The sequence below is a fragment of the Thalassobaculum litoreum DSM 18839 genome (genome assembly GCF_900102465.1).
Taxonomy (GTDB): domain Bacteria; phylum Pseudomonadota; class Alphaproteobacteria; order Thalassobaculales; family Thalassobaculaceae; genus Thalassobaculum; species Thalassobaculum litoreum.
The window spans coordinates 1-24,283 of record NZ_FNBW01000018.1; the positions used below are offsets into that span (position 1 = coordinate 1).

Here is a 24,283-nt window from a genome sequence, read left to right on the forward strand (position 1 = left end):
CGAGCAGGTCTTGGTACCGACACTGCGGTCAGGCGACATCGTCGTGATGGATAACCTTCCGGCTCACAAGCCCGCCGCAGTCCGCGACGCGATTGAGCGGGCCGGCGCCGAGCTCCGCTTCCTGCCGCCCTACAGCCCAGACTTCAACCCGATCGAATTGGCCTTCTCCAAGATCAAGGCGCTACTCAAAAAGGCCGCCGCCCGAACCCTACAAGACCTCTGGGACGCAATCGCTCAGGCCATCGATGCCGTCACGCCGGAAGAGGCCAGAAACTACTTCACCGCTACAGGGTACGATCATGAGTGATCCGAAAACGCTCTAGCCACGTCTTCGCAGCTGCAAAACCCCGACAAGACGAATGTGGTAAACAACACAGTTTCTTAAAGTTGATTAACTATTTTACTTTCAGATTGAAATGAACTTTCCCTAATTCCAATTCGATACTTCTGGTCGCCGATCGTACCATCCGATATCGTTCCCGCATCGTAGGGAAAAGCGATGTCAGCAGCCGTTCAGAGCAATCCGGGTTTCCCACCCCCGTCCGCCACGGCCGAGGGACAGCTGGGAGATGCCGTTCTCGATCCGCTGCTGGCATATTGGACGATCAAGCGGGATCGGCGCACGCTACCGAGCCGCGCCGATATCGACCCGGTCGATATTCCGGAACTTCTCCAGCACATCGGCCTGATCGACGTCGAGGGCCCGCCGCGCCGCTACCGCTACCGGCTGGTCGGATCCTACATGCAGACCATGTTCGGCGAGAACTATCAGGGCAAATACCTGGATGCGGCCAAGCACGGGCGGTATCGCGACTTCCTGAACGACCTGTACACCGCCGCCGTCGAGCACCGCCGGCCGATGCTCAGCGAGGCGATCTTCGACTACGGCGCGGAGCGGACGGTCACCATCCGGCGGTTGATCCTGCCCCTGGCCGAAAGCGATCAGGCGCCCGTCAACATGCTGCTCTTCGCCAACGCCTTCATCGCACCGAACCTGCCCGGTACCGCGACCCCGATGCTGCATCTGCGCATGGACGCGCCGTTCCAGGCGGTGTTCCTGTCCTCCATCGACAAGGCGGTCTGCCGCCCCCTCACGGTCGACTGATCGGGCGTCTCGCCCGCCGGAAGCAGCCGCTCAGCCCACCGGAAGCCCGGCAGCCTTCCACCACGCGGTGAAGGCGCCCGGGTCGGCGAAGTGATGGGTGGCGAACCCCAGCTCTGCCGCGCTCCGGATATTGGCCGCGCTGTCGTCGATGAAGGCCGTCCGCTGCGGATCGAGGCCCGCGCGCTCGATCAGGATGTGGAAGATGGCGGGGTCGGGCTTGATGACCCCTTCGTCACCGGACACCACGACGGTGTCGAAGCTCCGCAGGAAATCGAATCGCGCGGCGGTCTGCGGGAAAGTCTCCCGACCGAAATTGGTCAGCCCATGCAGCGGCAGGCCGGCGGCCTTCGCCTGGCGCAGTGCCGCAACCGTATCCGGGATCTCGCCCGGAATCATTTCCTGGAACCGACCGTAGAAGGCGCGGATCTGTGGCGCGTAGTCGGGGTGCCGGCCGATCGCCTCCGCCTCCGCCTCGGCGATGGATCGGCCGCGATCCTGCTCGATGTTCCACTCGGTGGTGCAGACAGTGGCGAGAAACCAGTCGACCATGCCCTCGTCCGCGGTCATGTCGACCCGGGTGAAGATCTTCCGGTACAGCAGCCGCGGGTCCCAATGGATCAGCACGTTGCCGATGTCGAAGACGACGGCGTCCAGGCTCTCGGGCATGTCAGTTCCTTGTCGGAGGATGCAGCGGCACGGACTTCCGACTTACGGGGCCGCGCCGGTACGCGCAAGCGGCAAGCGGACGCTTGGCCCAGCCCGGGCCATCGTGTATCGACCCGTCTTCCAATGGGCGGAGGCACGAATGTCGGAAGGCTGGGTCGAGTCCGCGGATGCCTGGATCGCGGAGCAGGGTGAGTCCGGCGATCTCTCACGCCGCTTCGTTCTTGATGCGCGGATGCTTGACCGCGTCGCCGGGATCGCACCCGCGAACGCCCTGGATGTCGGCTGCGGTGAAGGACGGTTTTGTCGGATCCTGCGCGCGCGGGGCATCGCGACTGTCGGGATCGACCCCACCCGGCCGCTGTTGGATCGCGCCAGGGCGCTGGACCCCGACGGAGACTATCGGGACGGTGTAGCCGAGGCCCTGCCCGTTCCCGATGCCGCCTTCGACCTGGTGGTCAGCTACCTCACCCTGATCGACATTCCGGATATCGACTTGGCGCTGGCCGAGATGACCCGTGTCCTACGTCCCGGCGGCGCGCTGCTGATCGCCAACCTGAACGGCTTCGCCACCGCCCTGGTGGATGGCCGCTGGAAGGCGGACACCGATGGCATACCGCGCTTCCGCATCGACAACTATCTTGAGGAACGGACCGATTGGGCCGAGTGGAAGGGCATTCGGGTGCGAAATCGGCACCGCCCGCTCAGCCGCTACATGTCCGCCCTTCTGCACAACGGTCTGATCCTGCGCCATTTCGACGAGCCTGCACCGACCGGCGGCACCCCAGACTGGGCCGACCGAAACACGCGCGTCCCGTTCTTCCATGTCATGGAATGGCGGAAGCCGGGCTGACCGGCGTCACGCCTCGTCGGGTGGGTCGATCGCCAGGATCAGGGCGGAGTGGTCCAGATCGCCGAGGCCGCCCTCGACCATGTCCTCCCACAGGGCGGCGTTGGTCATCAGCCCCGGGAGGTCGATGCCCGCCTGATCGGCCAGGGCGACGGCGGCCCGCATGTCCTTGCGCTGGATCGTCGCCTTGGCCCGGGCCCGGAAGTCGCCGGTCGCCATGCGCTCGCCATGCAGCTCGAGGATCCGGCTATCGGCGAAGCCGCCCGTGATCGCCTCGCGCAGCACGGCCGGCTCCACACCGGAGCGCTTGGCCAGCGCCATGGCCTCGGCCACCGCGCCGATGGTCATGCCGACGATCATCTGGTTGGCGGTCTTCGCCACCTGGCCCGCACCGACCGCGCCCACATGGGTGATCCGTCTGCCGAGCACCTTCAGCACCGGCTCGATCCGGGCGAAGTCGGGATCGGTGGCGCCGACCATGATGGTCAGGCTGCCGTCCTCGGCGGCCGTCGTGCCGCCCGAGACCGGGGCATCCACCCAGTTGCCGCAGGTCATCCGCAGCCGGCCGGCATAGTCCAGGGTGGCCGGTTGACCGGTTGTGCCCATGTCGACCAGGACCCCGCCCTCGGCCAGACCATGCAGAACGCCCCAGCTGTCGTCCACCGGGTCGAACACCACCTCGCGCACCGCCTCGGCATCCGACACCATGACGATGACGATGTCCGAGGCTTCGGCAACGTGCTTCGGCGAGGGTTGGGCGGTGACGCCGGCGAACTCGGCGGCGAGGGCTTCGGCCTTCTCGATGGAGCGGTTCCACAGGGACAGCTCGGCACCGGCCGAGGCCAGACGTCGGGCCATCGGCTCGCCCATCAGGCCGAGGCCGACAAGGCCGATCCGCCGGCCCCGGAGGACCGGCTGGGCCGGTGTCTCCGCCGACGCGTTATGGGGCTCGGTCACGACGTCGCCCCTATCGGTTTACAGGCGCGCGTAACGAGCGCCCGCACCCCGTTCGATGGCGGCGGCGGTCAGCCGGTCGACATTCAGGTCGTGGCGCAGCATTTCCAGGTACCGCAGCTCCTCCTGAGTGGCCTCGCCATCGGCGGCGACCACATCGCAGGCCAGGGCGTAGGCGGTCGCGCAGAGCCGCTCCGGCAGGTTCGCCTTGACCTGGCCGATCGCGGTCTCGATCCCGTCGGACTCGGACAGCATGTCGGTCGCGGCGGCGGCGATCTGCGGCAGGTTGCCCCGTTCGAAATCGCTGAAGATCGGCAGGTGGTGCACGATCCCCCGGATCGTCTCCAACTCGCTGTCGGCGAGCGAGCCGTCGGCGGCGGCGCCGATGATCATGGCGTAAATCAAGGCGGCGTGGTGGCTAATCATCGGTATCCCTTGGAAAGCTGGATAGATGGGACGTGTGGACGGCCATCGGCCTCACACGCATTCGGTATACCGGTCTCTCCACGCCGCGACAACAGAGGCCTACTGGCGGCACTGCCTCCCCGTCATCCGACAATACTCCATTGCTGGGGTTGTTCGCGCAACGCGTTCGTTCCCAAATAGGCCCTCCCGTCCGAACGGGATACGAAGGCAGCGGCCCTGGACCGGGGTCGGCGCCACTCCACAACGGTCCAGAAAGGCAGGACACACCCATGAGCAGCGACAACACACGGCTCGGCTATATCGGACTCGGCCTGATGGGAGGGCCGATGGCGCAGCGCCTGGCGGCTGCGGGCTTCCCCCTGGCCGTCTGGAACCGATCTCGCGACAAGCTGCCTCCCCTCACGGCGGCCGGCGCGATCGAGGCCGCCTCGCCCCGCGCCGTTGCCGAGCGGAGCGACATCGTCTTCACCTGCCTGACCGATACCGACGCCGTGGAGACCGTGATCTTCGGCACCGACGGAGTCGCCGAGGCGGCGTCCGCGGACAAGGTGCTGGTCGATTTCTCCTCGATGAAGCCCGACAAGGCCAAGGAGTTCGCCGCCCGGCTGCGCGCCGAGACCGGCATGGGCTGGATCGACGCCCCCGTCTCCGGCGGCGTGCCGGGTGCCACGAACGGCACTCTCACGGTGATGGCCGGCGGTTCGGCGGCGGATTTCGCGCGGGTCGAGCCGGTCGTCGCCCACCTCGCCGGCCGGTTCACCCTGATGGGAGAAAACGGGGCCGGACAGTCGACCAAGCTAATCAACCAGATGATCGTCGGCGCCGGGCTTGCCCTCATGGCCGAATGCTGCCAGTTCGCCGAGGATGCCGGCATCGATCCGGCCAAGCTGCCCCAGGCGCTGGCGGGCGGCCGCGCCGACTCGCCGATCCTGCAGCAGTTCCTGCCGCGCATGGCGGCCCGCGACCGCGACGTTCAGGGCCGGGTGGCGATCATGGTCAAGGACCTCAACACGGTGATGGAGAGCGCCCGCCAGCTCGGCACGTCGCTGCCGCTGACCGGGCTTGCGGCGGAGATCCACAAGCTGCTGGTCAAGCAGGGGCTGGGCGACGCAGACAACGCCGCCACCATCGATCTCTACGCGCCGCCAAAGCATTGAGAGCCGCACCGGATCGGCAGAACCGGGTTTGATTGCGCCTTGGCGCCGTGCGACCGTGATCCATCACGCGGGAGGAGATATATGTCGAAGACCCTGAAGGATTATTTCGAACACGGCATCGCCGCCTATGCCCAGGATCTGCGCGAGGGCAAAGTCACGGCGGTCGCCGCCGTGAAGGCCTGTCTGGCTCGGATCGAAGCATATGACGGCAAGCTGGGCGCGTTCATGGTGGTGGACGGCGAGCGCGCGCTGAAAGCGGCCAAGGCGATCGACGCGTTGCTCGCCTCCGGCGTCGATCTCGGCCCGCTCATGGGCGTGCCGATCGGGGTCAAGGACATCATCGCCCTGGACGGTCTGCCGATCACCAACGGCTCGAAGATGAAGAGCGAGCACCTGACCGGACCGGAAGGCACGATCATGCAGCGGCTCAAGGCCGCCGGCTGCATCCCCATCGGCAAGACCAAGACCGTGGAATTCGCGCTGGGCGCCACCGGCGTGAACGAGGCGCGGGGCACGCCCTGGAACCCCTGGGACGCCAACACCCACCGCATTCCCGGCGGCTCGTCCAGCGGCTCCGCCGTAGCCACGGCGGCCGGGCTCTGCGGCTTCGCGCTGGGCACCGATACCGGCGGGTCCGTGCGCATCCCCGCCTGCTTCACCGGCCTGTTCGGCCACAAGACCACCGTCGGTCTCTGGCCGACCGACGGCGTGTTCCCGCTCAGCCCGACGCTCGACTCCATCGGTCCGCTCACCCGCAACGCCGGGGACGCGGCACTGATCCACGCGGTGATCACCGGGCAGGACATACCCATGCCGGCACGGCTGGAAGGGCTCCGGCTTGGCCGGCCGACCAACTACTTCTTCGAGGATCTCGACGACCAGGTCGCCGGAACCGTGGAGTCGGCGATCGTGGCGCTGAGTGCCGCCGGGGTCGAGATCGTCGACATCGAGATCCCCGAGGCGGCGGAGCGGGCGAGACTGTTCCCGGCCATCGTGCCGCCGGAGCTGATCGCCCGACTGACCCCCGACGGCTTCAACAAGGCCCGGCCGAAGATGGACCCGGTGACGGCCGACCGCGCCGCCCACGGGCTCGAAGTCTCGGCGGTGGAACATCTGGCGGCCCAGTACCGCCGGGTCGAGCTGGAGCGGATCGCCGATGCGCGGTTCGCGGGGCTGGACGGCTGGATCTCGCCGACCTGCCCGTTCGTGCCGATGCCGGTGGAGAACCTGAAGCACCCCGAGGAAGCGGCGCGGGGCAGCCTGTCGTCGCGCAACACCCAGCCGGCCAACATCTTCCGGCTCTGCTCGTCCTCGCTGCCGATCCACCAGTTCGGCGCGGCTCTGCCGGTCGGCCTCCAGCTTATGTGTCCGAACGGCGACGATGCCCGGCTGCTGTCGATTTCGATGGCGATGGAATCGGTGCTCGGCGCCGGCAAGGCGCCGGATATGAGCGGGTTCCGGAAATAGGAGGCGATAACAGGGGCGCCGGCTCTTCCTCCTTCACCGGCACCACTCCCCAGCCCTGTGCCGGGGAGTGATCACGGTACGGAGCGGGACCTCTACCCGGCCGCCGCGTCGCCGTCGCGGGTCATGCCGACCTTGCCGGCCAGAGAGGCCTCCAGGAACGCGTCGATATCGCCGTCCAGCACGGCGGACGGGTTGCCGCTCTCATGGCCGGTGCGCAGGTCCTTGACCATCTGATAGGGCTGCAGGACGTAGGAACGGATCTGGTGGCCCCAGCCGATGTCCGACTTGGTCGCCTCGGTCGCGTTCGCCTCTTCCTCACGGCGCTGCAGCTCGGCCTCGTAGAGGCGGGCCCGCAGCATGTCCATGGCCGTGGCGCGGTTGCGGTGCTGCGACCGGTCGTTCTGACACTGCACGACAATGCCGGAGGGTATGTGGGTGATGCGGATCGCGGAGTCCGTCCGGTTGACGTGCTGGCCGCCGGCGCCCGAGGCCCGGTAGGTGTCCACCTTCAGGTCCTTGTCCTCGATCACGATGTCGATAGAATCGTCGACCACCGGATAGATCCAGGCGCTGGAGAAGCTGGTGTGGCGCCGGGCCTGGCTGTCATAGGGCGAGATGCGGACCAGCCGGTGCACGCCGCTCTCGGTCTTCAGCCAGCCATAGGCGTTGTGGCCGGAGATCTTGATGGTGGCCGACTTGAGACCCGCCTCTTCGCCGGCGCTCTCTTCCAGCCACTCGATCTTGTAGCCCTGCCGCTCGGCCCAGCGGGTATACATGCGCAGCAGCATCTCGGCCCAGTCCTGGGCCTCGGTCCCGCCGGCGCCGGCATGGACTTCCAAATACGCATCGAGCCCGTCGGCCTCGCCCGAGAGCATGCTCTCGATCTGCATCTTCTCGGCCTTAACCCGGACCGCCTCGAGCTCTTTCTCGGCCTCGGCGATGGTCGCGTCGTCGCCCTCGGCCTCGCCGAGTTCGATCAGCATGACGGCATCCTCGACCGTCTGGTCGAGCGCCTTCACGTCGGCGATCTGCTTCTCCAGCCGGGTGCGCTCCTGCATCAGCTTCTGCGCCCGGTCCGGGTCGTCCCAGAGACTCTGGTCCTGGGTCAGGGCATCGAGCTCGGACAGTCGTGTCAGTGCGACATCCCAGTCAAAGATGCCTCCTCAGCAGTTCGATCGACTGCTTGATCTCATCGAGGGTCTGGGTGGTCTCGGCGCGCATTGCGCCCTCCATTCAGGTGACGTCCGCCATATCGGGGAAGATGGGTATCGGGACGATGTCAGACGCTTAATAGAGCCCCGACCCGCTGGTCGCAACAGGGGCGGCGGAGGACGGCGCGGAGGCGGGATCCGTGTTCGACGGAGCCGGTCCCATTCCGCCGCCGATCACCAGACTCTCGCCGGTCGGCTCGGTGCCGGGCTTGAACGCCTCGAGGATCGCGCCGGGGGCGCCGGGATTGGCCCGCTGACCCGATTCCAGGTCGACCCAGACCATGCGCACACCGGGTGGAATACGGAAATCGGGGGTCACCACATCCTCAAGCGCATCCGCCATGAAGGCCTTGAAGATCGGGGCGGCCACGCTGGACCCCGTGTCGTGCCGGCCGAGCGTGCGCGGCTGGTCGAATCCGACATAGACACCGACCGCGAGGTCCGGGGAGAAGCCGACGAACCAGGTGTCCATGTTCTCGGTGGTCGCCCCGGTCTTGCCGCCGAGCGTCTTGCCGAGCTCGGCGATGCGCCGGCCCGTGCCGCGCAGAACCACGCCTTCCAGCATGGAGACGATCTGGTAGGCGGAGGCCGGATCGACGATCTGCTCGCGTGTGTCGGGGATCTGCGGCGGCGGGCCGCCGGTCCAGGACTCCGCCGAGCAGCCGTCGCAGGATCGGTCGTCATGCCGGTAGACGGTTTTCCCATGGCGGTCGACCACCCGATCGAACAGCGACGGGGTGATCCGCTTGCCGCCGTTGACCAGCATCGAATAGGCGGTGGTCATGCGCAGCAGCGTCGTCTCCGCCGCCCCCAACGAGAAGGACAGATGCGGCTGCATGTCGTCCACCACACCGAAACGCTTGGCGTACTGGACGACCTTCTCCATCCCGATGGTCTGGGCGAGGCGCACCGTCATCAGGTTGCGCGACTTCTCGATGCCGAGGCGCATCGGCGTCGGCCCGTAGAACTCGTTGGAATAGTTAGACGGCTTCCATTTCGGCAGCCCCGGCCCCTGGTCGAGCACGAAGGGCGCGTCCAGGATCTGCGTGGCGGGGGTGTAGCCGCTGTCGAGCGCCGTCAGGTAGACGAACGGCTTGAACGAGGAGCCGGGTTGGCGCCACGCCTGGGTCGCCCGGTTGAACTCGCTCATCTCGGTGCTGTATCCGCCGGTCATGGCCAGCACCCGCCCGGTATGCGGGTCCATCGCCACCAGTCCGCCGCTCACGTCCGGGATCTGGCGCAGGGCAACGGTCGCCTCGCTGTAGGCCTCGCCCTTGCCGTCCTCGGTCACCGTCTCCACCGGCACCACATCGCCGACGGACAGCACCTCGGTCACCGACTTGGGCGTGCCGCCGAAACGCTGATCCTCCAGCCACTGGCGCGCCCATTTCATCTCGTCATAGGGCAGCCTGGCCAGCGACCCGTCGGGAAAGCCGATGGTCGCCGCCTTGGCGTCCGCCTTGACCACCGCGCCAAGACGCCAGTCGCCGAGACCGGACGGCCGCTCGACCTTGGCGAGCGCGTCGCCCCAGCCGGGAACGATCTCGATCCGGGCCAACGGTCCGCGCCAGCCATGCCGCTGGTCATAGTCGATCAGGCCCCCGCGCAGCGCCTTGTCGGCCATGCGCTGCAGCTCCGGGTCCAGGGTGGTGCGGACCGACAGACCGCCCTCGTACAGACCCTCGTCGCCATAGCGTTCGAGCAGGTCGCGGCGCACTTCCTCGGCAAAGTAATCGGCGGAGGTCTCGTCGCCCGTGGTCGCGGTCGAGACCGTCAGCGGCTCCTGCACCGCGCTCTGCGCCTCGGCCTGGGTGATGAAGCCGTTATCCGACATCTGGCCGACCACCCAGTTACGCCGGGCGACGGCGGCGTCGTGCTTGCGGGTCGGATGATAATTGTTCGGCGCCTTCGGCAGGGCCGCCAGATAGGCCGCCTCGGCGATCGTCAGTTCGGCCAGCGGCTTGTCGAAATAGTTCAGCGCGGCCGCCGCGACGCCGTAGGAACCGAAGCCCAGATAGATCTCGTTCAGGTACAGCTCGAGGATCCGGTCCTTGCTCAGCACCCGCTCGATGCGGAAGGAGAGGATCGCCTCCTTGGCCTTGCGATCGATCGACACCTCGTTGGTCAGCAGGAAGTTCTTGGCCACCTGCTGGGTGATCGTCGACGCCCCCACCGGGCGACGGCCGGTGCCGTAGTTCTTCAAGTTCAGCACCACCGCGGAGGCGAGGCTGACGAAGTCGATGCCCGGGTGGTTGTAGAAATTCTTGTCCTCGGCCGCGAGGAACGCCTTCACCACGCGCTTGGGGATGGCCTCGATGGCGACGAAGACACGCTTGTTGCGCGCATACTCTTCAAGCAGCCGGCCGTCGCCCGCATGGACGCGCGTCACCACCGGCGGCTCGTAATCCGCCAGGTACTCATAGTCCGGCAGGCCGCGGCCGAAATGGTGGAACGCGTACAGCACGGCTCCCACGCCGCCGATCGCGACGATCAGGAAGAAAACGAAGATTCCGAGCAGCCAACGCAGCAAATCCATACCCTCCGAAGCCCGGCCCCACCCTACCAGACGCGCTGGGCATATGCATTCCCAACGCCGTGACCGGCGATCGGTTGCGGACCCTACGAGGATAATGTGTCGCGAAGGCGGCGGGATGTGGGCTCCCGCACTTCGGCATGGCCCGCTCGTCGGGATGGATTGACGAAAGACGGGCGACTTCGCACGCTACCGGTCATCTGTATCAGGATTGCCCCGGAGACGATGCCATGACCAGCAGCCCGCTCCCCGAGACCACGATCGATCATTTCCGCCGCGACGGGGCGGTGAAGCTGTCCGGCGTGTTCGACAAGGACTGGATCGCGGAACTCCGCGACGGCATCGACCGCAACATGCGGGAACCGGGAACCTACGCCAAGGAATACACCCCCGAGGGTAAGCCGGGATACTTCTTCGGCGATTACTGCAACTGGCAGCGCATTCCGGAATATGACCGGTTCCTGAAGGACTCCCCGGCCGCCGACGTCGCCGGTCAGCTCATGGGCGCGCGAAAGGTCGTGCTGTTCCACGAGCATGTGCTGGTCAAGGAGCCGGGCACCGAGGAGCGCACTCCCTGGCACCACGACCAGCCCTACTACTGCATCGAGGGAACCCAGACCTGCTCGCTGTGGATCCCGCTCGATCCGGTGCCCCGGGAGGTCTGCGTGGAGTTCGTCGCCGGCTCCCACACCTGGGGCAAGCGCTTCCTGCCGACCAAGTTCAAGGGCGAGGCCTACGAGCGCGGCGACGAGGGCCTGGAGCCGCTGCCGGATATCGAGCTGCAGCGCGGCGAGCACACCATCCTCGGCTGGGACATGGAGCCCGGCGACGCCATCGCCTTCTCCTTCCTGACGGTGCACGGCGCGCCGGGCAATCCGGGCACCGGCGGCAACCGCCGACGCGCCTTCGCCGCCCGGTTCTGCGGCGACGACGTGGTCTACGTGAAACGTAAGGGCGAAGTATCGCCGCCCTTCCCCGATGTCCGGCTGAACCACGGCGACCCGCTGCGGGGCGAGGAATTCCCGGTCCTACGGGGGTAGTCACCCGCTTGCCGACCGGCTTTCGCGCTGGTAGAGACCCTCTCCCATTACCGAGTCGCCCGCCTCCCTGACGATCCCTCACGGAGCGGGCCGGGAGAGGCTCCATGGCCAGCGACAGCACGATCGACACACCGGACGCCGACCGCGTCTACCTGTTCGACACCACCCTGCGCGACGGGCAGCAGACCCGCGGCGTCGACTTTACCGTCGCCGACAAGGCGGCGATCGCCCGTGCGCTGGACCAGCTTGGGATCGACTACATCGAAGGCGGCTGGCCAGGTGCCAATCCGACCGACGACCGGTTCTTCGCCGAACCGCCGAAGATGGAGAACGCCCGCATCGTCGCCTTCGGCATGACCCGCCGCCCGGGCCGCAGCGCCGAGAACGATCCCGGTCTCGCCGGCATCCTCGACGCCCGGGTGCCCGCGGTCTGCCTGGTCGGCAAGACCTGGGACTTCCATGTCGACGTGGCGCTGGAGATCGAGCGCGACGAGAACGTGGCCATGGTGCGCGATAGCATCGCCCGCGCCGTCACCGTCGGCCGCGAGGCGATGTTCGACTGCGAGCATTTCTTCGACGGCTTCAAGGCCAATCCCGACTACGCCCTGGAATGCGCCGAGGCGGCCTACAAGTCCGGGGCGCGCTGGGTGGTGCTGTGCGACACCAACGGCGGCACCCTGCCCCACGAGATCGAGGCGATCGTCGCCACGGTTGCCGCGCGGGTGCCCGGGACCCATCTGGGCATCCACTGCCACAACGACACCGGCAACGCCGTCGCCAACTCGCTGGCGGCGATCCGGGCCGGCGCCCGGCAGGTCCAGGGCACGATCAACGGCCTGGGCGAGCGCTGCGGCAATGCCGACATGATGGCGATCATCCCGAACCTCGTGGTCAAGATGGGGATGACGACCAATGTGGGCGCCGACAAGCTGACGCAGCTCACCTCGGTGTCCCGGATGCTGGACGAGCGGCTGAACCGGTCGAGCGACCCGCACCGCGCCTATGTCGGGGCCGCCGCCTTCGCCCATAAGGGCGGGCTGCACGTCTCCGCGGTGCAGAAGGACCCGAAGACCTACGAGCATGTGGAGCCGGGCATCGTCGGCAACCAGCGCCACATCCTGGTGTCCGACCAGGCCGGCCGCTCCAACATCCTGGCCCGCTTCGCCGAAATCGGCGTCGAGATCGACCCCAAGCATCCGAAGATCCAGCGGCTGGTCGACGAGGTGAAGGAGAAGGAGTTCCTCGGCTATTCCTACGACAGCGCGGAAGCGAGCTTCGAGCTGCTGGCCCGCCGGCTGATCCAGGGGGTGCCGGAGTTCTTCACCATCGAACGCTGGCGCGTCATGGACGAACGCCGGTTCAACGCCCGTGGCGATCTGGTGATCGAGTCCGAGGCGACGGCGACCCTCACGGTCGGCGGCACCGCCCATCACGAGGTCGCGGTCGGCAACGGGCCGGTCAACGCGCTCGACACCGCCATCCGCAAGGCGCTGACGCCGAAGTTTCCCGCGATCCAGACCATGCGGCTGATCGATTACAAGGTGCGCATTCTGCCGCCCGCCCGCGACGGCGACGGCACCGACGCCACCACCCGGGTGATGATCGAGAGCGAGGACGAGACCGGCACCACCTGGCGCACGGTCGGCGTCAGCCCGAACATCATCGACGCCTCCATCGCCGCCCTGTCGGACGCCATCACCTGGAAGTTGCTGCGCGCCGGCGCGGCAGTGCCGAAAACGGACGCCTGACCAGATGGCGGGGACCGACCACGCCAGGTCCGTCGCGGGCTCCGGGCCGGCGATCGTGCTGGTGGAACCGCAGCTCGGCGAGAACATCGGGGCCTGCGCGCGGGCGATGCTGAACTGCGGCCTGACCGACATGCGCCTGGTCAATCCGCGCGACGGCTGGCCCAACCCCGCCGCCGAGGCCATGGCGGCCGGCGCCATCGAGGTGCTGCAGCAGGCCCGGGTCTACCCCACGACGGCCGAAGCGTGCGCCGACCTGACCTATGTCCTGGCGACCACCGCCCGGCCGCGCGGGGTGACCAAGGAGGCGCTGGTGCCGCGCGCCGCCGTCGCCCAGCTCCGCGCCCGGATCGCGGCGGAGCAGCCGGCCGGCGTGCTGTTCGGCCCGGAGCGGGCCGGGCTGGTGAACGACGACGTGACCCTGGCCGATGCGGTGATCACCGTGCCGCTCAACCCGGGTTTTTCGTCGCTGAACCTCGCCCAGGCCGTGCTGCTGGTCGGCTACGAGTGGTACCAGAGCGGCGACGACACGCCGGACGTCCAGCTCATGTCCGACAGCCCGCCGGCGCCGGTGGAGACCCGGGAGTTCTTCTTCTCCCGCCTCGAGGCCGAACTCGAGGAGGTCGGGTTCTTCTATCCCGAGCATTTCGGCCCGACCATGAAGCGCAATCTGCGCACCATGTTCACCCGCGCCGGCCTTACCGACCAGGAGGTGCAGAGCCTCCATGGCGTGGTCAAGGCGCTGACCGGCAAGCGGCGGCGCCGGCCCTAATCGGCACGGCCTGTTTGACATTTCCCGGCCGATCCGTATAACGCGCCCATTCCTGAGAACGAGGACCATGCCTACGCGCGTGTTCCCGGCCCGGCCAAAGCGCGAGCAGCGTGCCGGATCACCCTATCGGGACAACCCGCCCAACGGCTGAAAACGGCCAAAAACGGGCAGAAGAAGAAGGAGCAACGCGATGGCCAAGCGCATCGCTGCGAAGCACAAGATTGACCGCCGCCTCGGTGTGAACCTCTGGGGCCGCCCGAAATCCCCGCTCAACAACCGCGAATACGGCCCGGGTCAGCACGGGCAGCGCCGCCGCAAGCCGACCGACTACGGCGTGCAGCTCATGGCGAAGCAGAAGCTGAAGGGCTATTACGGCAACATCGGCGAGAAGCAGTTCCGCAAGTACTACGCCGAGGCCGTGCGTCGTAAGGGCGACACCGGCGAGAACCTGATCGGCATTCTGGAGACTCGCCTGGACGCGGTCGTCTACCGCATGAAGTTCGTGCCGACCGTCTTCGCCGCCCGCCAGCTGGTCAACCACGGCCACGTCAAGGTGAACGGCAAGCGCGTGAACATCCCCTCGTTCCTGGTGCGCGAAGGCGACGTGGTCGAGGTCAAGGAGAAGTCCCGCGAGCTGCCCGTGGTCCTGGAAGGCGCGCAGTCGAACGAGCGCGACGTTCCGGATTATCTGGAAGTCGATCACAGCAAGATGACCGGCTCCTTCATCCGCATCCCGAAGCTCGAGGACGTGCCGTACCCGGTGCAGATGGAACCCAGCCTCGTGGTCGAGTTCTACTCGCGCTGATCGACGGCGTTTCAGAAAATCTGCGACTGGCCGGCCCTTGTGGCCGGCCTTTTGCTTTTCCAGGCCCGCATTCGCCTTTGCCACCACTTCCGATAAGCGCTTGAGTCTTTCTTAACCAATTGTTCAACGGAGTTGAGCGATATACGATCCAATTGGAGAGGGAGAACAAGCAGCATGGCCTCGGCGACGCTCGAAACGCCGGCCCCGGTCCTGGTCGCCCAGGCGATCCGCGCGCATCAGCTGGGCCATCTGGACGCGGCGCAGGATCTGTATGGCCGCGCCCTCGCCGCCGACCCCCTGGATTCCGACGCCCTCAACCTGATGGGCACGCTGATGCTGCAACGCGGCGACCTTTCCAGCGCCGTGCCGTTCTCCGCCAAGGCCGTCCTCGTCGACCCCCGCGCACCCGGCGCGCTCAACACGCTCGGGCTCATCCTGCGGCAGGCCGGACAGATTGCGGCCGCCGCCAGCTGCTATCAGAAGGCGCTGCTGATCGACGACGGCTTCGCCGATGCCTACAGCAATCTCGGCGTGATCCTTAAATCGGAGGGACATCTGCTGCGGGCGATCGAGTATTACCGCCGGGCCCTCGACCTCGACCCGACCCTGGGCGAGACCTACAACAACCTGGCCAATGCCTACCAGGAGATCGGCGAGCTGCCCGAGGCGGTGGAAGCCTATCTCCACGCCGCGGATCGCATGCCGGACAGCGATACCGTGCACTACAATGTCGGCATGCTGCTGAATCGCCAGGGTCAGACCGACGACGCGCTGATCCATCTGAAACGCGCGCTGGAAATCAACCCCGAGCGAAGCGACGCCCGGCATCTGGTGGCCGCCCTGGAAGGCCGCACGACCCAGCGGGCTCCGCTCGACTATGTCCGCAAGCTGTTCGACGACTATGCGCCGCGCTTCGAGGCGCATCTGGTCGGCGATCTGCAGTGCCGGATCCATCTCGACATCGTCGGCCTGCTGAACCAGCACCGGCGCGGGCGCCGCTTCGGCCGCGCCCTGGACCTGGGATGCGGAACCGGCCTCACCGGTGCTGCGGCCCGGGGCTTCGTCGACCACCTCGCCGGCGTGGACCTGTCGGAGAACATGCTGCGTCAGGCCGAAGTGAAGGGCGTGTACGACGCCCTGAGAACCGCCGACATCGACAGCTATCTCGAGGAGGCGGATCAGCGGGTGGACCTCGTCATGGCGGGCGACGTGTTCATCTACATGGGTGCCCTGGACAAGACCATCGGCCTGATCGCGGACAGGCTCAACGATCATGGGATGCTGGCCTTCTCGGTCGAAGCCGAGGTCCCGGCCGCGTCCTGGGTTCTTCGGCCGTCGGGTCGATTTGGCCACGGCGACGCCTATATATCGTCGTTGATGGCCGAGAACGGGTTGGCGGTCGTGGACAAACTCCGCACCGCACTGCGAAACGATCGCGGTAAACCCATTACCGGCATCATATACTTGGCGGAGAAAATCGCCGCCTGACCGACCCGCATGTCCGGAGCGACGGACATCGGACGGTTTCACGTTGGCGGTAGGATTGTATACCGTCGTCGCGCCCGTCGGAGAGCCGCTCCCGGGGCCGCCACCGGAGGGCCGCATGAGTATCCTGCGCCAAATTTTCGTCGTCGGACTGCTGGGCGCCCTGGTCGTCGCGGGCTGGATCTTCGCCCGGCCGATCCTGTCCGAAGAGGGGACGGGTACGGCCGGCGGCAGACCGGGCGACAGGGCGAGCGCCGCGGTCGTCGCCGAGGTGACCTTCAGCCCCGAACGCATCCGTCTCGAAGCCGTCGGCACGGCCCGCGCACATCGCTCCGCGACGCTCTATGCCCCCGCCGCCGGCGAGGTGGAGGCCATCAACTTCACCTCCGACCAGGAGGTCGCCCAGGGCGACGTCCTGCTGGAACTCGACCGCGAGGCGGAGGAACTGGCGGTCGAACTCGCCCGGGTCCGGCGCGCCGACGCGGACCGGATCGTCGGCCGCCTGCGCAGCCTCAGCCGTTCGGGCGCCGTCGCCCAGGCCACCCTGGACGATGCGCTGACCACCCTGGAGGCCGCGCGGATCGAGCTGAAGACGGCCGAGGTCGCCCTGTCGGACCGGTTCGTCGTCGCCCCCTTCTCCGGCCGCGTCGGGCTGACCGATCTGGATGTCGGCGACCGGATCGCTCCCGACACCCGCATCGCCACCCTGGACGACCGCTCCACCCTTCTGGTCCGGTTCGACGCGCCGGAGGCGCTGCTGGGACGCATCCAGGTCGGCGACACGGCATCGGTCGTGCCCTGGACCGGCACCGACATCTCCGCCGAAGGCACGGTCTATGATGTCGACAGCCGCGTCGACGAGGACAACCGATCCTTCGCCGTGCGGGCTCGCATTCCCAACGAGGACGATCGCCTGCGCCCCGGCATGAGCTTCCGCGTCAGCCTGGACATCCGCGGGCCGGAACGCCCCCGGGTGCCGGAGATCGCGATCCAGTGGGGCGGCGACGGCTCTTTTGTCTGGGTGGTCCGCGACCAGACGGCCCGGCGCGTCCCGGTCACCATCGTCCAGCGTCAGGAAGCGATGGTGCTGGTCGACGGAGCCATCGACCGCGACGATTTCGTCGTCGTCGAAGGCCTGCACCGGATGCGTCCGGGCGCGCCGGTCGAGATCATTCCGGAGGAGAAGCGCGCGCCGCAACCGGTGCCCGCCCATCTGCAGGGCGCCGGCTCATGAGCACGCCGGAGCCGACACCGCCGTCCGACGCGAACGACCTGCCGGCGCTCAGCGTCCGCCGGCCGCTCCTCGCCCTGGTCCTGAACCTGCTGATCGCGCTCGCCGGTCTGGCCGCCATTCTGGCGGTGGAGGTCCGCGAGTTGCCGAATGTCGACCGGCCCATCGTCAGCGTGCGCGGCATTCTCCAGGGCGCCTCGCCGGAGACGATGGACCGGGAGGTCACCAGCATCGTCGAGGGCGCGGTCGCCCGGGTGAACGGGGTCCGCGAGATCCAGTCCTCCAGCGAAGAGAACAATTTCCGCATGCGCGTGGAGTTCGACCCGAGCGCCGATCTCGACCTCGCCGCGGCCGATGTGCGCGAGGCGGTCAGCCGGGTTCAGCGCGAGCTGCCGGACAATGTGGAGCAACTCGCCGTCGTGAAGGCCGACGCCGACGCCTCCCCGATCCTGCGGCTGGCGGTGCAGGGAGACGGCCTGCGCGACGAGGATCTCGCCCGCATCGTCGAGAACGACATCATTCCGGAACTGATCTCGGTCGACGGCGTGGCCGACGTGACCCTGTTCGGCGACCGCGAGCGTCAGCTCCGCGTGGTCCTCGACCCGCTGCGCCTGAGTTCCTATCAGCTGTCGGCCAGCGACGTGATCGACGTGCTGGAGAACGCGCCGTTCGACATCCCCGCCGGCAGCTTCGGCTCCCAGGACCAGGAACTGCTCGTGCGGGCCGACGCCACCGTGGAAAGCGCAAGCGAGGTCGAGGCGATCGTCATCCGCGACAACATCCGCATCGGCGACGTCGCCCAGGTCTTTTTCGGGCCGGAGGACGCCGAGAGCTATGTCCGGGTGAACGGCGCCCAAGTGGTCGGCCTCGGCATCGTGCGTCAGGCCCAGTCCAACACCATCGAGATCTCCAAGCGGGTCCACGAGACCGTCGCCGACCTGAACAGCCGCTTCGAGCGTGTCAGCGTCAGCGTGACCTCCGACGACGCCGAATTCATCGAAGGCTCCGTGAACGAGGTTCTCTACACCCTGTTCCTGGCGGTGCTCATCGTCATCGGGACGCTGTGGATCTTCCTCGGATCGCCCGCCGCCACGCTGATCCCCTGCGTGTCGATCCCGATCGCGCTGATCGGCTCGGTGGCGGCGATCTGGCTGCTCGGCTTCTCGATCAACATCCTCACCCTGCTCGCCCTGGTGCTGGCGACCGGCCTGATCGTGGACGACAGCATCGTGGTGCTGGAGAACATCCAGCGCCGGCGCGGCCAGTCCCTCGGCGCCCGGGCCGCCGCCGTGCTCGGGTCCCGTCAGGTCTTCTTCGCGGTGATCGCCACCTCCGCCACCCTGGTCTCCGTCTTCGTGCCGATCTCGTTCCTGCCGAGCACCGCCGGACGGCTGTTCCGCGAGTTCGGCTTCGTGCTGGCGATTGCGGTGGTGATCTCCTCCTTCGTCGCGCTCACCCTGGTGCCGGCCCTGGCCGCCCGCCTCGGCACCGACAGGCCCAGCCGTTTCGGCGTTCGCCAGGCCCTGGGCCGGTTGGGGCGGCGTCTCGCCGAACTCTACGCCGTCACGCTGCGGGGCGCGCTGGCCGTGCCCCTGGTCGTCGTCGCCGTCGCCCTGGTCGCGGCGGCCGGATCGTGGCTCGCCTTCGAGCGCCTCGACCGGGAACTGCTGCCGACCGAGGATCGCGGCAACATCTTCGTGTTCGGCACCGGCCCGGACGGGGTCGGCCTGTCCTACAGCGACCGCCAGTCCGCCCACATGGAAGCGGTTCTGCAGCCCTACCTGGACAGCGGCGAGATCGAGTCCCTGTTCACGATCGTCGGCCGCTACGACCTGAACCGGGTCTATATCTCCGCGCCGCTGGCGCCGTGGCACCTGCGCGAGCGGTCCCAGCAGGAGATCATGGACGAGATCCGGCCGAAGATGAACGCGATCCCCGGCATGCGGATCCGTGTCTACGGCTCCAACAGCCTGGACCTGCGCAGCAACGCCGGCGGCATGGAGGTCGCGCTGATCGGCAACGACTATCTGGATCTCTATGAAGCCGCCAAGCGGATGTCGGCGGAGATCGAGCAGCGGCTGCCCTATCTCTCCGATATCCGCATCTCCTACCAGCCGAGCCAGCCGCAGCTTTCGGTACGCATCGACCGGCGCCGCGCCTCCGATCTCGGCATCCCGCTGGACGACCTGGCCGACACCCTGCGGGTAATGATCGACGGCCTGGACGTGGCCGATCTGAACGTCCGCGACGAGTCCATTCCCATCATCCTGGAAGCGCGCGGCGGCGCGATCGACGATCCCAGCGATCTGGTGAACCTGCATGTGCGAACCAGCCGCGGCACGCTGGTGCCCCTGTCCAGCCTGGTGACCCTGACCGAGGAGGGCGTGGCCAACGAGCTGGACCGGCACGTCCAGCGCCGGGCGGTGGAGATCGATGCCGATGTGAGCCCCAGCGTCACCCTGAACCAGGCGGCGGTGGACATTCGGGACATCGCCGACGAGGTCCTGCCCGAGGATATCGACATGATCCTGCTGGGCGAGGCGGAGGCGCTGGCCGAGGCCGAACGCGAGGTGCTGATCACCTACGCCATCGCCGTCGTCGTGGTCTTCCTCGTGCTGGTCGCCCAGTTCGAGAGCGTCACCAGTGCGGCCATCGTCATGGTCACGGTCCCGTTCGGCATCGCCGCGGCGATCTACGCCCTGCTGCTGACCGGTACGTCCGTCAATGTCTACAGCCAGATCGGCCTGGTGATGATGATCGGGCTGATGGCGAAGAACGGCATTCTGGTGGTCGAGTTCGCCGACCAGCTCCGCGACCGCGGCTTCTCCGTGCGCGAGGCGGTGGAACGGGCAGCCGTGGTCCGGCTGCGCCCGATCGTGATGACCATGGTCTCCACCGTGCTGGGCGGCCTTCCGCTGATCCTCAGCCACGGCCCCGGAGCGGAAGCGCGCATGGCGATCGGCTGGGTGGTGTTCGGCGGCCTCGGCCTCGCGGCGGTGTTCACCCTGTACCTGACGCCCGTGGTCTATCTCGCGCTCGCCCGCCTGTCGCCCGCCCGGGCCAGTGGCGCGGGCAAACTGGAGCAGGAGATGGCGCATGCCCGGACCGTTCCCGACGTGGCCGAGGGGGACGACGCCGCCTCCCAGACCACGACGAAGCCCCAGGGGGCGGGCGACGACTGACCCGGCCGGCGGACGGCCGGTGCGCGACCCGGCTGTTTGGTGCTAGACACGGGTCCTCTGTCGTCCATGCCGCACACCCGGGGCCCCCATGACGCCATTCGACATCGCCGCGATCCTGGTCAGCCTTGCGGCGGCATGCGGGGTGCTGAACCACTTCGTGATCCGGTTGCCCTCGACCGTCGGCCTGGTGGTCATCGGACTGGCGGCATCGCTGATCCTGGTCGCTCTCAACGCGGTGATCCCCGGGTTCAGCATCGACGACGTGGTGCGCCGCCACATCCTCGAGATCGATTTCGCCGACGCCCTGTTGAAGGGCATGCTCGGTTTCCTGCTGTTCGCCGGCGCGCTGCATGTGGATTTCGAGTCCCTGCACGAGCAGAAATGGGCCGTCGCCCTGATGGCGACCCTGGGCGTGCTGATCTCCACCGCCCTGGTGGCCGCCGGGTTCCATCTGATCACCGGCGTGCCGATCCTGATCGCCTTCGTCTTCGGGGCGCTGATCTCGCCGACCGACCCGGTGGCGGTGCTGAGCCTGCTGAAGTCGATCAAGGTGCCCAAGTCGCTGGAGACCAAGATCGCCGGCGAGAGCCTGTTCAACGACGGCGTGGCCTATGTGGTCTTCCTGATCGCCACCGCCATAGCCTTCCGCGAGGCGTCGGACAGCCCGATCACGGCGCTGGAGATGGCCGAACTCTTCGTGCTGGAGGCCGGCGGCGGCGCTGTGCTGGGCGGCGCGGCCGGATGGATCGTCTACCGGATCATGCGCCGGATGGACGACTACGCCCTGGAGGTGCTGCTGACCCTGGCGCTGGTGATGGGCACCTATTCGCTGGCCCATGCCCTGCACATGAGCGGCCCGATCGCCGTCGTGGTCGCCGGCCTGCTGATCGGCCACAGCGGCGTGCGCTACGGCATGAGCGCCACGACGCGGGAGCATGTGGAAGCCTTCTGGCGGCTGATCGACGAGATCCTGAACGCGGTGCTGTTCCTGCTGATCGGCCTGGAGGTGCTCACGGTCGCCTTCGACACCGTCTATCTGCTCTACGGCCTGGCCACGATCCCGCTGGTCCTGGTGGCCCGCGCCATCGCCGTGGGCGTGCCGATCTCGGCACTCAGGCTGCGCCGCGCCTTCACCCCGGGCGTGGTGCCGATCATGACCTGGGGCGGGCTGCGGGGCGCGATCTCCGTCGCCCTGGTCCTGTCCCTGCCGGACCATCCGGAGAAGCCGCTGCTGCTGACCGTCACCTATGTGGTGGTGATCTTCTCCATCGTCGTCCAGGGCCTGACCACCGGTAGGGTGGTGCGCCACTACATGCGGAAGAGCGGCGAGGCCTAACCCAGGACCGCCGAGCTCTCGGTGATCACCGCCCCGACCTCGGCCATGCCGGCCATGGCCGCGTCGAGGGACCCGGCGAGATCGATCGCCCGGCAGGCATCGGTCAGGATCACCGCCTCGAACCCCGCCATGCGGGCGTCCAGCACGGACCAGGCGACGCAGAAATCGGTCGCCAGGCCGGCAAAGAACAGCCGCTGGATACCCCGCTCAAACAGGTATCCGCCCAGACCGGTCGGCGTACTCTGATCGTTCTCCAGGAAGGCGGAATAGCTGTCGATGTCGCGCCGGTAGCCTTTGCGGAGGATCAGCTCAGCCCGGTCGAGCGCCAGATCCTTGTGCAGCTCCGCGCCGGGCGTGCCCTGGACGCAGTGGTCCGGCCACAGGGTCTGGGTGCCGTAGGGCATCTCCACCGTGGTGAACGGCTCGCGCCCGGAATGTTGCGACGCGAAGGAGCTGTGGCCGGCCGGGTGCCAGTCCTGGGTGGCGACCACGTGGGGAAAGCGCTCGGCCAGCCGGTTCGCCACCGGCACCAGCAGGTCGCCCTCGGCCACCGCCAGGGCGCCGCCGGGCATGAAATCGTACTGCAGGTCGATCAGGACGAGACAGTCGGTCTCGCGCAGCGGCGTCGCGGTCATAAATACCTCCGGTCAACGCGAGCGAGGATAGCGCGGCAGGCGCCGCCCCGTCGATGCACCGACCTGTCTCACTCCGCGCGGAAAGCGCCGCGGGTGCGGTTGGCGAAGGCGACCAGCGACAGCATCACCGGCACCTCGACCAGCACGCCCACCACCGTGGCCAGTGCCGCCCCCGACTCCAGCCCGAACAGGCTGATCGCCACGGCGACCGCCAGCTCGAAGAAGTTGGAGGTGCCGATCAGCGCGCAGGGGGCGGCGATGGAGAACGGCACCCGCCAGGCCCAGGCCGCGGCATAGGCGATCGCGAAGATGCCGTAGGACTGGATCAGCAGCGGAGCGGCGATCATGGCGATCACCAGCGGGCGCTCCAGAATGACCTGTCCCTGGAAACCGAACAGCAGCACCACCGTCGCCAGCAGGCCGAGAACGGACACCGGCTTGATCGCCCCGGTGAAGCGCGCGACCGCCGCCTCGCCGCCGCCGCGCGCCGTCAGACGCCAACGGGTAATCGCGCCTGCCACCAGCGGAATCACCACGTAGAGACCGACCGACAGCAGCAGCGTCTCCCACGGCACGGCGATGTCGGTGACCCCGAGCAGCAGGGCCACGATCGGCGCGAAGGCGAAGACCATGATCACGTCGTTCACCGACACCTGCACCAGGGTATAGTTCGGATCCCCCCGGGTGAGCTGCGACCACACGAACACCATCGCGGTACAGGGAGCGGCCCCCAGCAGGATCAACCCGGCGATATACTGCTGGGCGTCGGCCGGCGCGATCAGATCGGCGAACAGGACCTCGAAGAACAGCACCCCCAGCCCGGCCATGGTGAAGGGTTTCACCAGCCAGTTGACCAGGATGGTGATCGCCAGCCCCTTCGGCTTGTCGGCGACATGGCCGAGGCTGGCGAAGTCGATGTTCACCATCATCGGATAGACCATCGCCCAGATCAGCACGGCGACGATCAGATTGACCCGGGCGACCTCGACGGCCGCCAGCGCCTCGAACACCCCGGGCACGGTCGAGCCGAGCGCGACCCCGGCGGCGATGCACAGGGCCACCCAGACGGACAGCCACTTCTCGAAGAACCCGATCCCGGCCGGAGGTGCCGGCTGGGCGATACCTTGCGTCATTTTAATTCCATCAGTCAGGTGACTTTACGCGGCGCTGGACGGTGTGCGCCCCAGTTCCGCAAGACGCTGTTTCAGCGCGAGATTGTCGATCGCGTTGAGCGGCAGGTTGACGAAGACCGAAATCCGATTGTTCAGCATACGATATGCTTCGGAGAACGCCAGGCGGCGCTCGGCTTCCGTGCCGGCCGCAGCCGCGGGATCCGGCACTCCCCAATGGGCCGTCATCGGCTGGCCGGGCCACACGGGACAGGTCTCTGCGGCGGCATCGTCGCAGACGGTGAAGACGAAGTGCATTTCCGGGGCATCAGGAACGGCGAACTCGCCCCAACTCTTCGAGCGCAGGCCGTCGACCGGGTGGTTCTGGCGCTTCAGCAGGTCCAGGGCGAAGGGATGCAGCTGCCCCTTAGGGTGGCTCCCGGCGCTGAAGGCGCGGAACCGGCCGAGGCCCTCACGTTGCAGAATTGCTTCCGCCAGAATGCTGCGCGCGGAATTGCCCGTGCACAGGAACAGGACATTGTAGGTCTTCTCGTCGGTCATGACCCCCGCCATAGAT

21 protein-coding genes are annotated in these 24,283 nt (G+C 67.5%); 13 read left to right on the top strand and 8 right to left on the bottom strand.

What is annotated here, in order from left to right; all coding sequences use genetic code 11:
* Together BLS34_RS22065 and BLS34_RS22070 are read left to right on the top strand one after the other, a co-directional pair.
* Nucleotides 1–307: transposase (locus tag BLS34_RS22065; RefSeq protein ID WP_139189425.1), on the top strand; the 307-nt coding region annotated here is incomplete at its 5' end.
* Nucleotides 308–499: 192 nt separating this feature from the next.
* Nucleotides 500–1,105 (top strand): PAS domain-containing protein, encoded by a 606-nt coding sequence (locus BLS34_RS22070; protein ID WP_093153937.1) that lies wholly within the window; start codon nt 500–502, stop codon nt 1,103–1,105.
* A 30-nt stretch (nt 1,106–1,135) separates the two neighbouring features.
* Here the strand turns inward: BLS34_RS22070 and BLS34_RS22075 are convergent, their stop codons facing one another.
* Entirely contained in the window at nt 1,136–1,771 is a 636-nt protein-coding gene (locus BLS34_RS22075; RefSeq protein ID WP_093153940.1) for an HAD family hydrolase, read from the bottom strand.
* Between the two features lie 139 nt (nt 1,772–1,910).
* Here BLS34_RS22075 and BLS34_RS22080 point away from each other — a divergent pair, with 139 nt between their 5' ends.
* On the top strand, nt 1,911–2,621 hold the full coding sequence (locus BLS34_RS22080; protein ID WP_093153942.1) for a class I SAM-dependent methyltransferase: 711 nt from the start codon (nt 1,911–1,913) through the stop codon (nt 2,619–2,621).
* Between the two features lie 6 nt (nt 2,622–2,627).
* Here the strand turns inward: BLS34_RS22080 and BLS34_RS22085 are convergent, their stop codons facing one another.
* Complete coding sequence (locus BLS34_RS22085) at nt 2,628–3,575, bottom strand: NAD(P)-dependent oxidoreductase (protein WP_245702133.1); 948 nt, start codon at nt 3,573–3,575, stop codon at nt 2,628–2,630.
* Nucleotides 3,576–3,593: 18 nt separating this feature from the next.
* On the bottom strand, nt 3,594–3,998 hold the full coding sequence (locus tag BLS34_RS22090) for a tellurite resistance TerB family protein (protein WP_028795151.1): 405 nt from the start codon (nt 3,996–3,998) through the stop codon (nt 3,594–3,596).
* A 269-nt stretch (nt 3,999–4,267) separates the two neighbouring features.
* On the opposite strand from BLS34_RS22090, the gene BLS34_RS22095 reads away from it, so the two are divergent.
* On the top strand, nt 4,268–5,155 hold the full coding sequence (locus BLS34_RS22095) for an NAD(P)-dependent oxidoreductase (protein WP_093153945.1): 888 nt from the start codon (nt 4,268–4,270) through the stop codon (nt 5,153–5,155).
* Between the two features lie 81 nt (nt 5,156–5,236).
* Nucleotides 5,237–6,622 carry an amidase gene (locus BLS34_RS22100; protein ID WP_093153947.1) on the top strand — a complete coding sequence of 462 codons (1,386 nt, stop codon included), beginning with the start codon at nt 5,237–5,239 and terminating at the stop codon, nt 6,620–6,622.
* Between the two features lie 92 nt (nt 6,623–6,714).
* Here the strand turns inward: BLS34_RS22100 and prfB are convergent.
* A protein-coding gene (gene prfB, locus BLS34_RS22105; protein ID WP_139189426.1) for a peptide chain release factor 2 occupies nt 6,715–7,843 on the bottom strand; the annotation gives its coding sequence in 2 pieces (ribosomal slippage) (nt 6,715–7,773 and nt 7,775–7,843; 1,128 coding nt in all).
* A gap of 66 nt (nt 7,844–7,909) precedes the next feature.
* Nucleotides 7,910–10,369 carry a penicillin-binding protein 1A gene (locus BLS34_RS22110; protein WP_093153950.1) on the bottom strand — a complete coding sequence of 820 codons (2,460 nt, stop codon included), beginning with the start codon at nt 10,367–10,369 and terminating at the stop codon, nt 7,910–7,912.
* Between the two features lie 227 nt (nt 10,370–10,596).
* Between BLS34_RS22110 and BLS34_RS22115 the strand changes: the two genes are divergently transcribed.
* The 8 genes from BLS34_RS22115 to BLS34_RS22150 all read left to right on the top strand — a co-directional run bounded on the left by BLS34_RS22115 (nt 10,597) and on the right by BLS34_RS22150 (nt 21,962).
* Nucleotides 10,597–11,406: a phytanoyl-CoA dioxygenase family protein gene (locus BLS34_RS22115; protein WP_093153952.1), complete on the top strand. Its 810-nt coding sequence runs from the start codon at nt 10,597–10,599 to the stop codon at nt 11,404–11,406.
* A gap of 104 nt (nt 11,407–11,510) precedes the next feature.
* A complete protein-coding gene (gene cimA / locus BLS34_RS22120) occupies nt 11,511–13,154 on the top strand; it encodes a citramalate synthase (RefSeq protein ID WP_093153955.1) in 1,644 nt (547 codons plus the stop codon).
* A gap of 4 nt (nt 13,155–13,158) precedes the next feature.
* Nucleotides 13,159–13,923 carry an RNA methyltransferase gene (locus tag BLS34_RS22125; RefSeq protein ID WP_093153957.1) on the top strand — a complete coding sequence of 255 codons (765 nt, stop codon included), beginning with the start codon at nt 13,159–13,161 and terminating at the stop codon, nt 13,921–13,923.
* Nucleotides 13,924–14,113: 190 nt separating this feature from the next.
* Nucleotides 14,114–14,728 (top strand): 30S ribosomal protein S4, encoded by a 615-nt coding sequence (gene rpsD / locus BLS34_RS22130; protein WP_028795159.1) that lies wholly within the window; start codon nt 14,114–14,116, stop codon nt 14,726–14,728.
* 174 nt (nt 14,729–14,902) lie between these two features.
* Nucleotides 14,903–16,216 carry a tetratricopeptide repeat protein gene (locus BLS34_RS22135; RefSeq protein ID WP_028795160.1) on the top strand — a complete coding sequence of 438 codons (1,314 nt, stop codon included), beginning with the start codon at nt 14,903–14,905 and terminating at the stop codon, nt 16,214–16,216.
* A 115-nt stretch (nt 16,217–16,331) separates the two neighbouring features.
* On the top strand, nt 16,332–17,447 hold the full coding sequence (locus tag BLS34_RS22140) for an efflux RND transporter periplasmic adaptor subunit (RefSeq protein WP_093153959.1): 1,116 nt from the start codon (nt 16,332–16,334) through the stop codon (nt 17,445–17,447).
* The gene (locus BLS34_RS22145; protein ID WP_084618964.1) at nt 17,444–20,626 is read left to right on the top strand and encodes an efflux RND transporter permease subunit; all 3,183 of its coding nucleotides are present in this window, start codon (nt 17,444–17,446) and stop codon (nt 20,624–20,626) included. The genes BLS34_RS22140 and BLS34_RS22145 overlap by 4 nt, the downstream gene beginning before the upstream one ends.
* 88 nt (nt 20,627–20,714) lie before the next feature.
* Nucleotides 20,715–21,962 (top strand): cation:proton antiporter, encoded by a 1,248-nt coding sequence (locus BLS34_RS22150; RefSeq protein ID WP_028795162.1) that lies wholly within the window; start codon nt 20,715–20,717, stop codon nt 21,960–21,962.
* Here the strand turns inward: BLS34_RS22150 and pncA are convergent.
* The 3 genes from pncA to BLS34_RS22165 all read right to left on the bottom strand — a co-directional run bounded on the left by pncA (nt 21,959) and on the right by BLS34_RS22165 (nt 24,267).
* Complete coding sequence (gene pncA, locus BLS34_RS22155; protein WP_028795163.1) at nt 21,959–22,597, bottom strand: bifunctional nicotinamidase/pyrazinamidase; 639 nt, start codon at nt 22,595–22,597, stop codon at nt 21,959–21,961. The genes BLS34_RS22150 and pncA overlap by 4 nt on opposite strands.
* Nucleotides 22,598–22,665: 68 nt before the next feature.
* Nucleotides 22,666–23,730, bottom strand: coding sequence for an ACR3 family arsenite efflux transporter (gene arsB / locus BLS34_RS22160; RefSeq protein WP_093153961.1), 1,065 nt, complete (start codon nt 23,728–23,730; stop codon nt 22,666–22,668).
* Between the two features lie 24 nt (nt 23,731–23,754).
* Nucleotides 23,755–24,267 (bottom strand): arsenate reductase ArsC, encoded by a 513-nt coding sequence (locus tag BLS34_RS22165; protein WP_093154093.1) that lies wholly within the window; start codon nt 24,265–24,267, stop codon nt 23,755–23,757.
* Nucleotides 24,268–24,283 lie beyond the last annotated feature (16 nt).

Coding starts and splice junctions, on each gene's coding strand:
- BLS34_RS22070 (WP_093153937.1), top strand. CDS start 500: ATGTCAGCAGCCGTTCAGAGCAATCCGGGTTTCCCACCCCCGTCCGCC.
- BLS34_RS22075 (WP_093153940.1), bottom strand. CDS start 1,771: ATGCCCGAGAGCCTGGACGCCGTCGTCTTCGACATCGGCAACGTGCTG.
- BLS34_RS22080 (WP_093153942.1), top strand. CDS start 1,911: ATGTCGGAAGGCTGGGTCGAGTCCGCGGATGCCTGGATCGCGGAGCAG.
- BLS34_RS22090 (WP_028795151.1), bottom strand. CDS start 3,998: ATGATTAGCCACCACGCCGCCTTGATTTACGCCATGATCATCGGCGCC.
- BLS34_RS22095 (WP_093153945.1), top strand. CDS start 4,268: ATGAGCAGCGACAACACACGGCTCGGCTATATCGGACTCGGCCTGATG.
- BLS34_RS22100 (WP_093153947.1), top strand. CDS start 5,237: ATGTCGAAGACCCTGAAGGATTATTTCGAACACGGCATCGCCGCCTAT.
- BLS34_RS22110 (WP_093153950.1), bottom strand. CDS start 10,369: ATGGATTTGCTGCGTTGGCTGCTCGGAATCTTCGTTTTCTTCCTGATC.
- BLS34_RS22115 (WP_093153952.1), top strand. CDS start 10,597: ATGACCAGCAGCCCGCTCCCCGAGACCACGATCGATCATTTCCGCCGC.
- cimA (WP_093153955.1), top strand. CDS start 11,511: ATGGCCAGCGACAGCACGATCGACACACCGGACGCCGACCGCGTCTAC.
- BLS34_RS22125 (WP_093153957.1), top strand. CDS start 13,159: ATGGCGGGGACCGACCACGCCAGGTCCGTCGCGGGCTCCGGGCCGGCG.
- rpsD (WP_028795159.1), top strand. CDS start 14,114: ATGGCCAAGCGCATCGCTGCGAAGCACAAGATTGACCGCCGCCTCGGT.
- BLS34_RS22135 (WP_028795160.1), top strand. CDS start 14,903: ATGGCCTCGGCGACGCTCGAAACGCCGGCCCCGGTCCTGGTCGCCCAG.
- BLS34_RS22140 (WP_093153959.1), top strand. CDS start 16,332: ATGAGTATCCTGCGCCAAATTTTCGTCGTCGGACTGCTGGGCGCCCTG.
- BLS34_RS22145 (WP_084618964.1), top strand. CDS start 17,444: ATGAGCACGCCGGAGCCGACACCGCCGTCCGACGCGAACGACCTGCCG.
- BLS34_RS22150 (WP_028795162.1), top strand. CDS start 20,715: ATGACGCCATTCGACATCGCCGCGATCCTGGTCAGCCTTGCGGCGGCA.
- pncA (WP_028795163.1), bottom strand. CDS start 22,597: ATGACCGCGACGCCGCTGCGCGAGACCGACTGTCTCGTCCTGATCGAC.
- arsB (WP_093153961.1), bottom strand. CDS start 23,730: ATGACGCAAGGTATCGCCCAGCCGGCACCTCCGGCCGGGATCGGGTTC.
- BLS34_RS22165 (WP_093154093.1), bottom strand. CDS start 24,267: ATGACCGACGAGAAGACCTACAATGTCCTGTTCCTGTGCACGGGCAAT.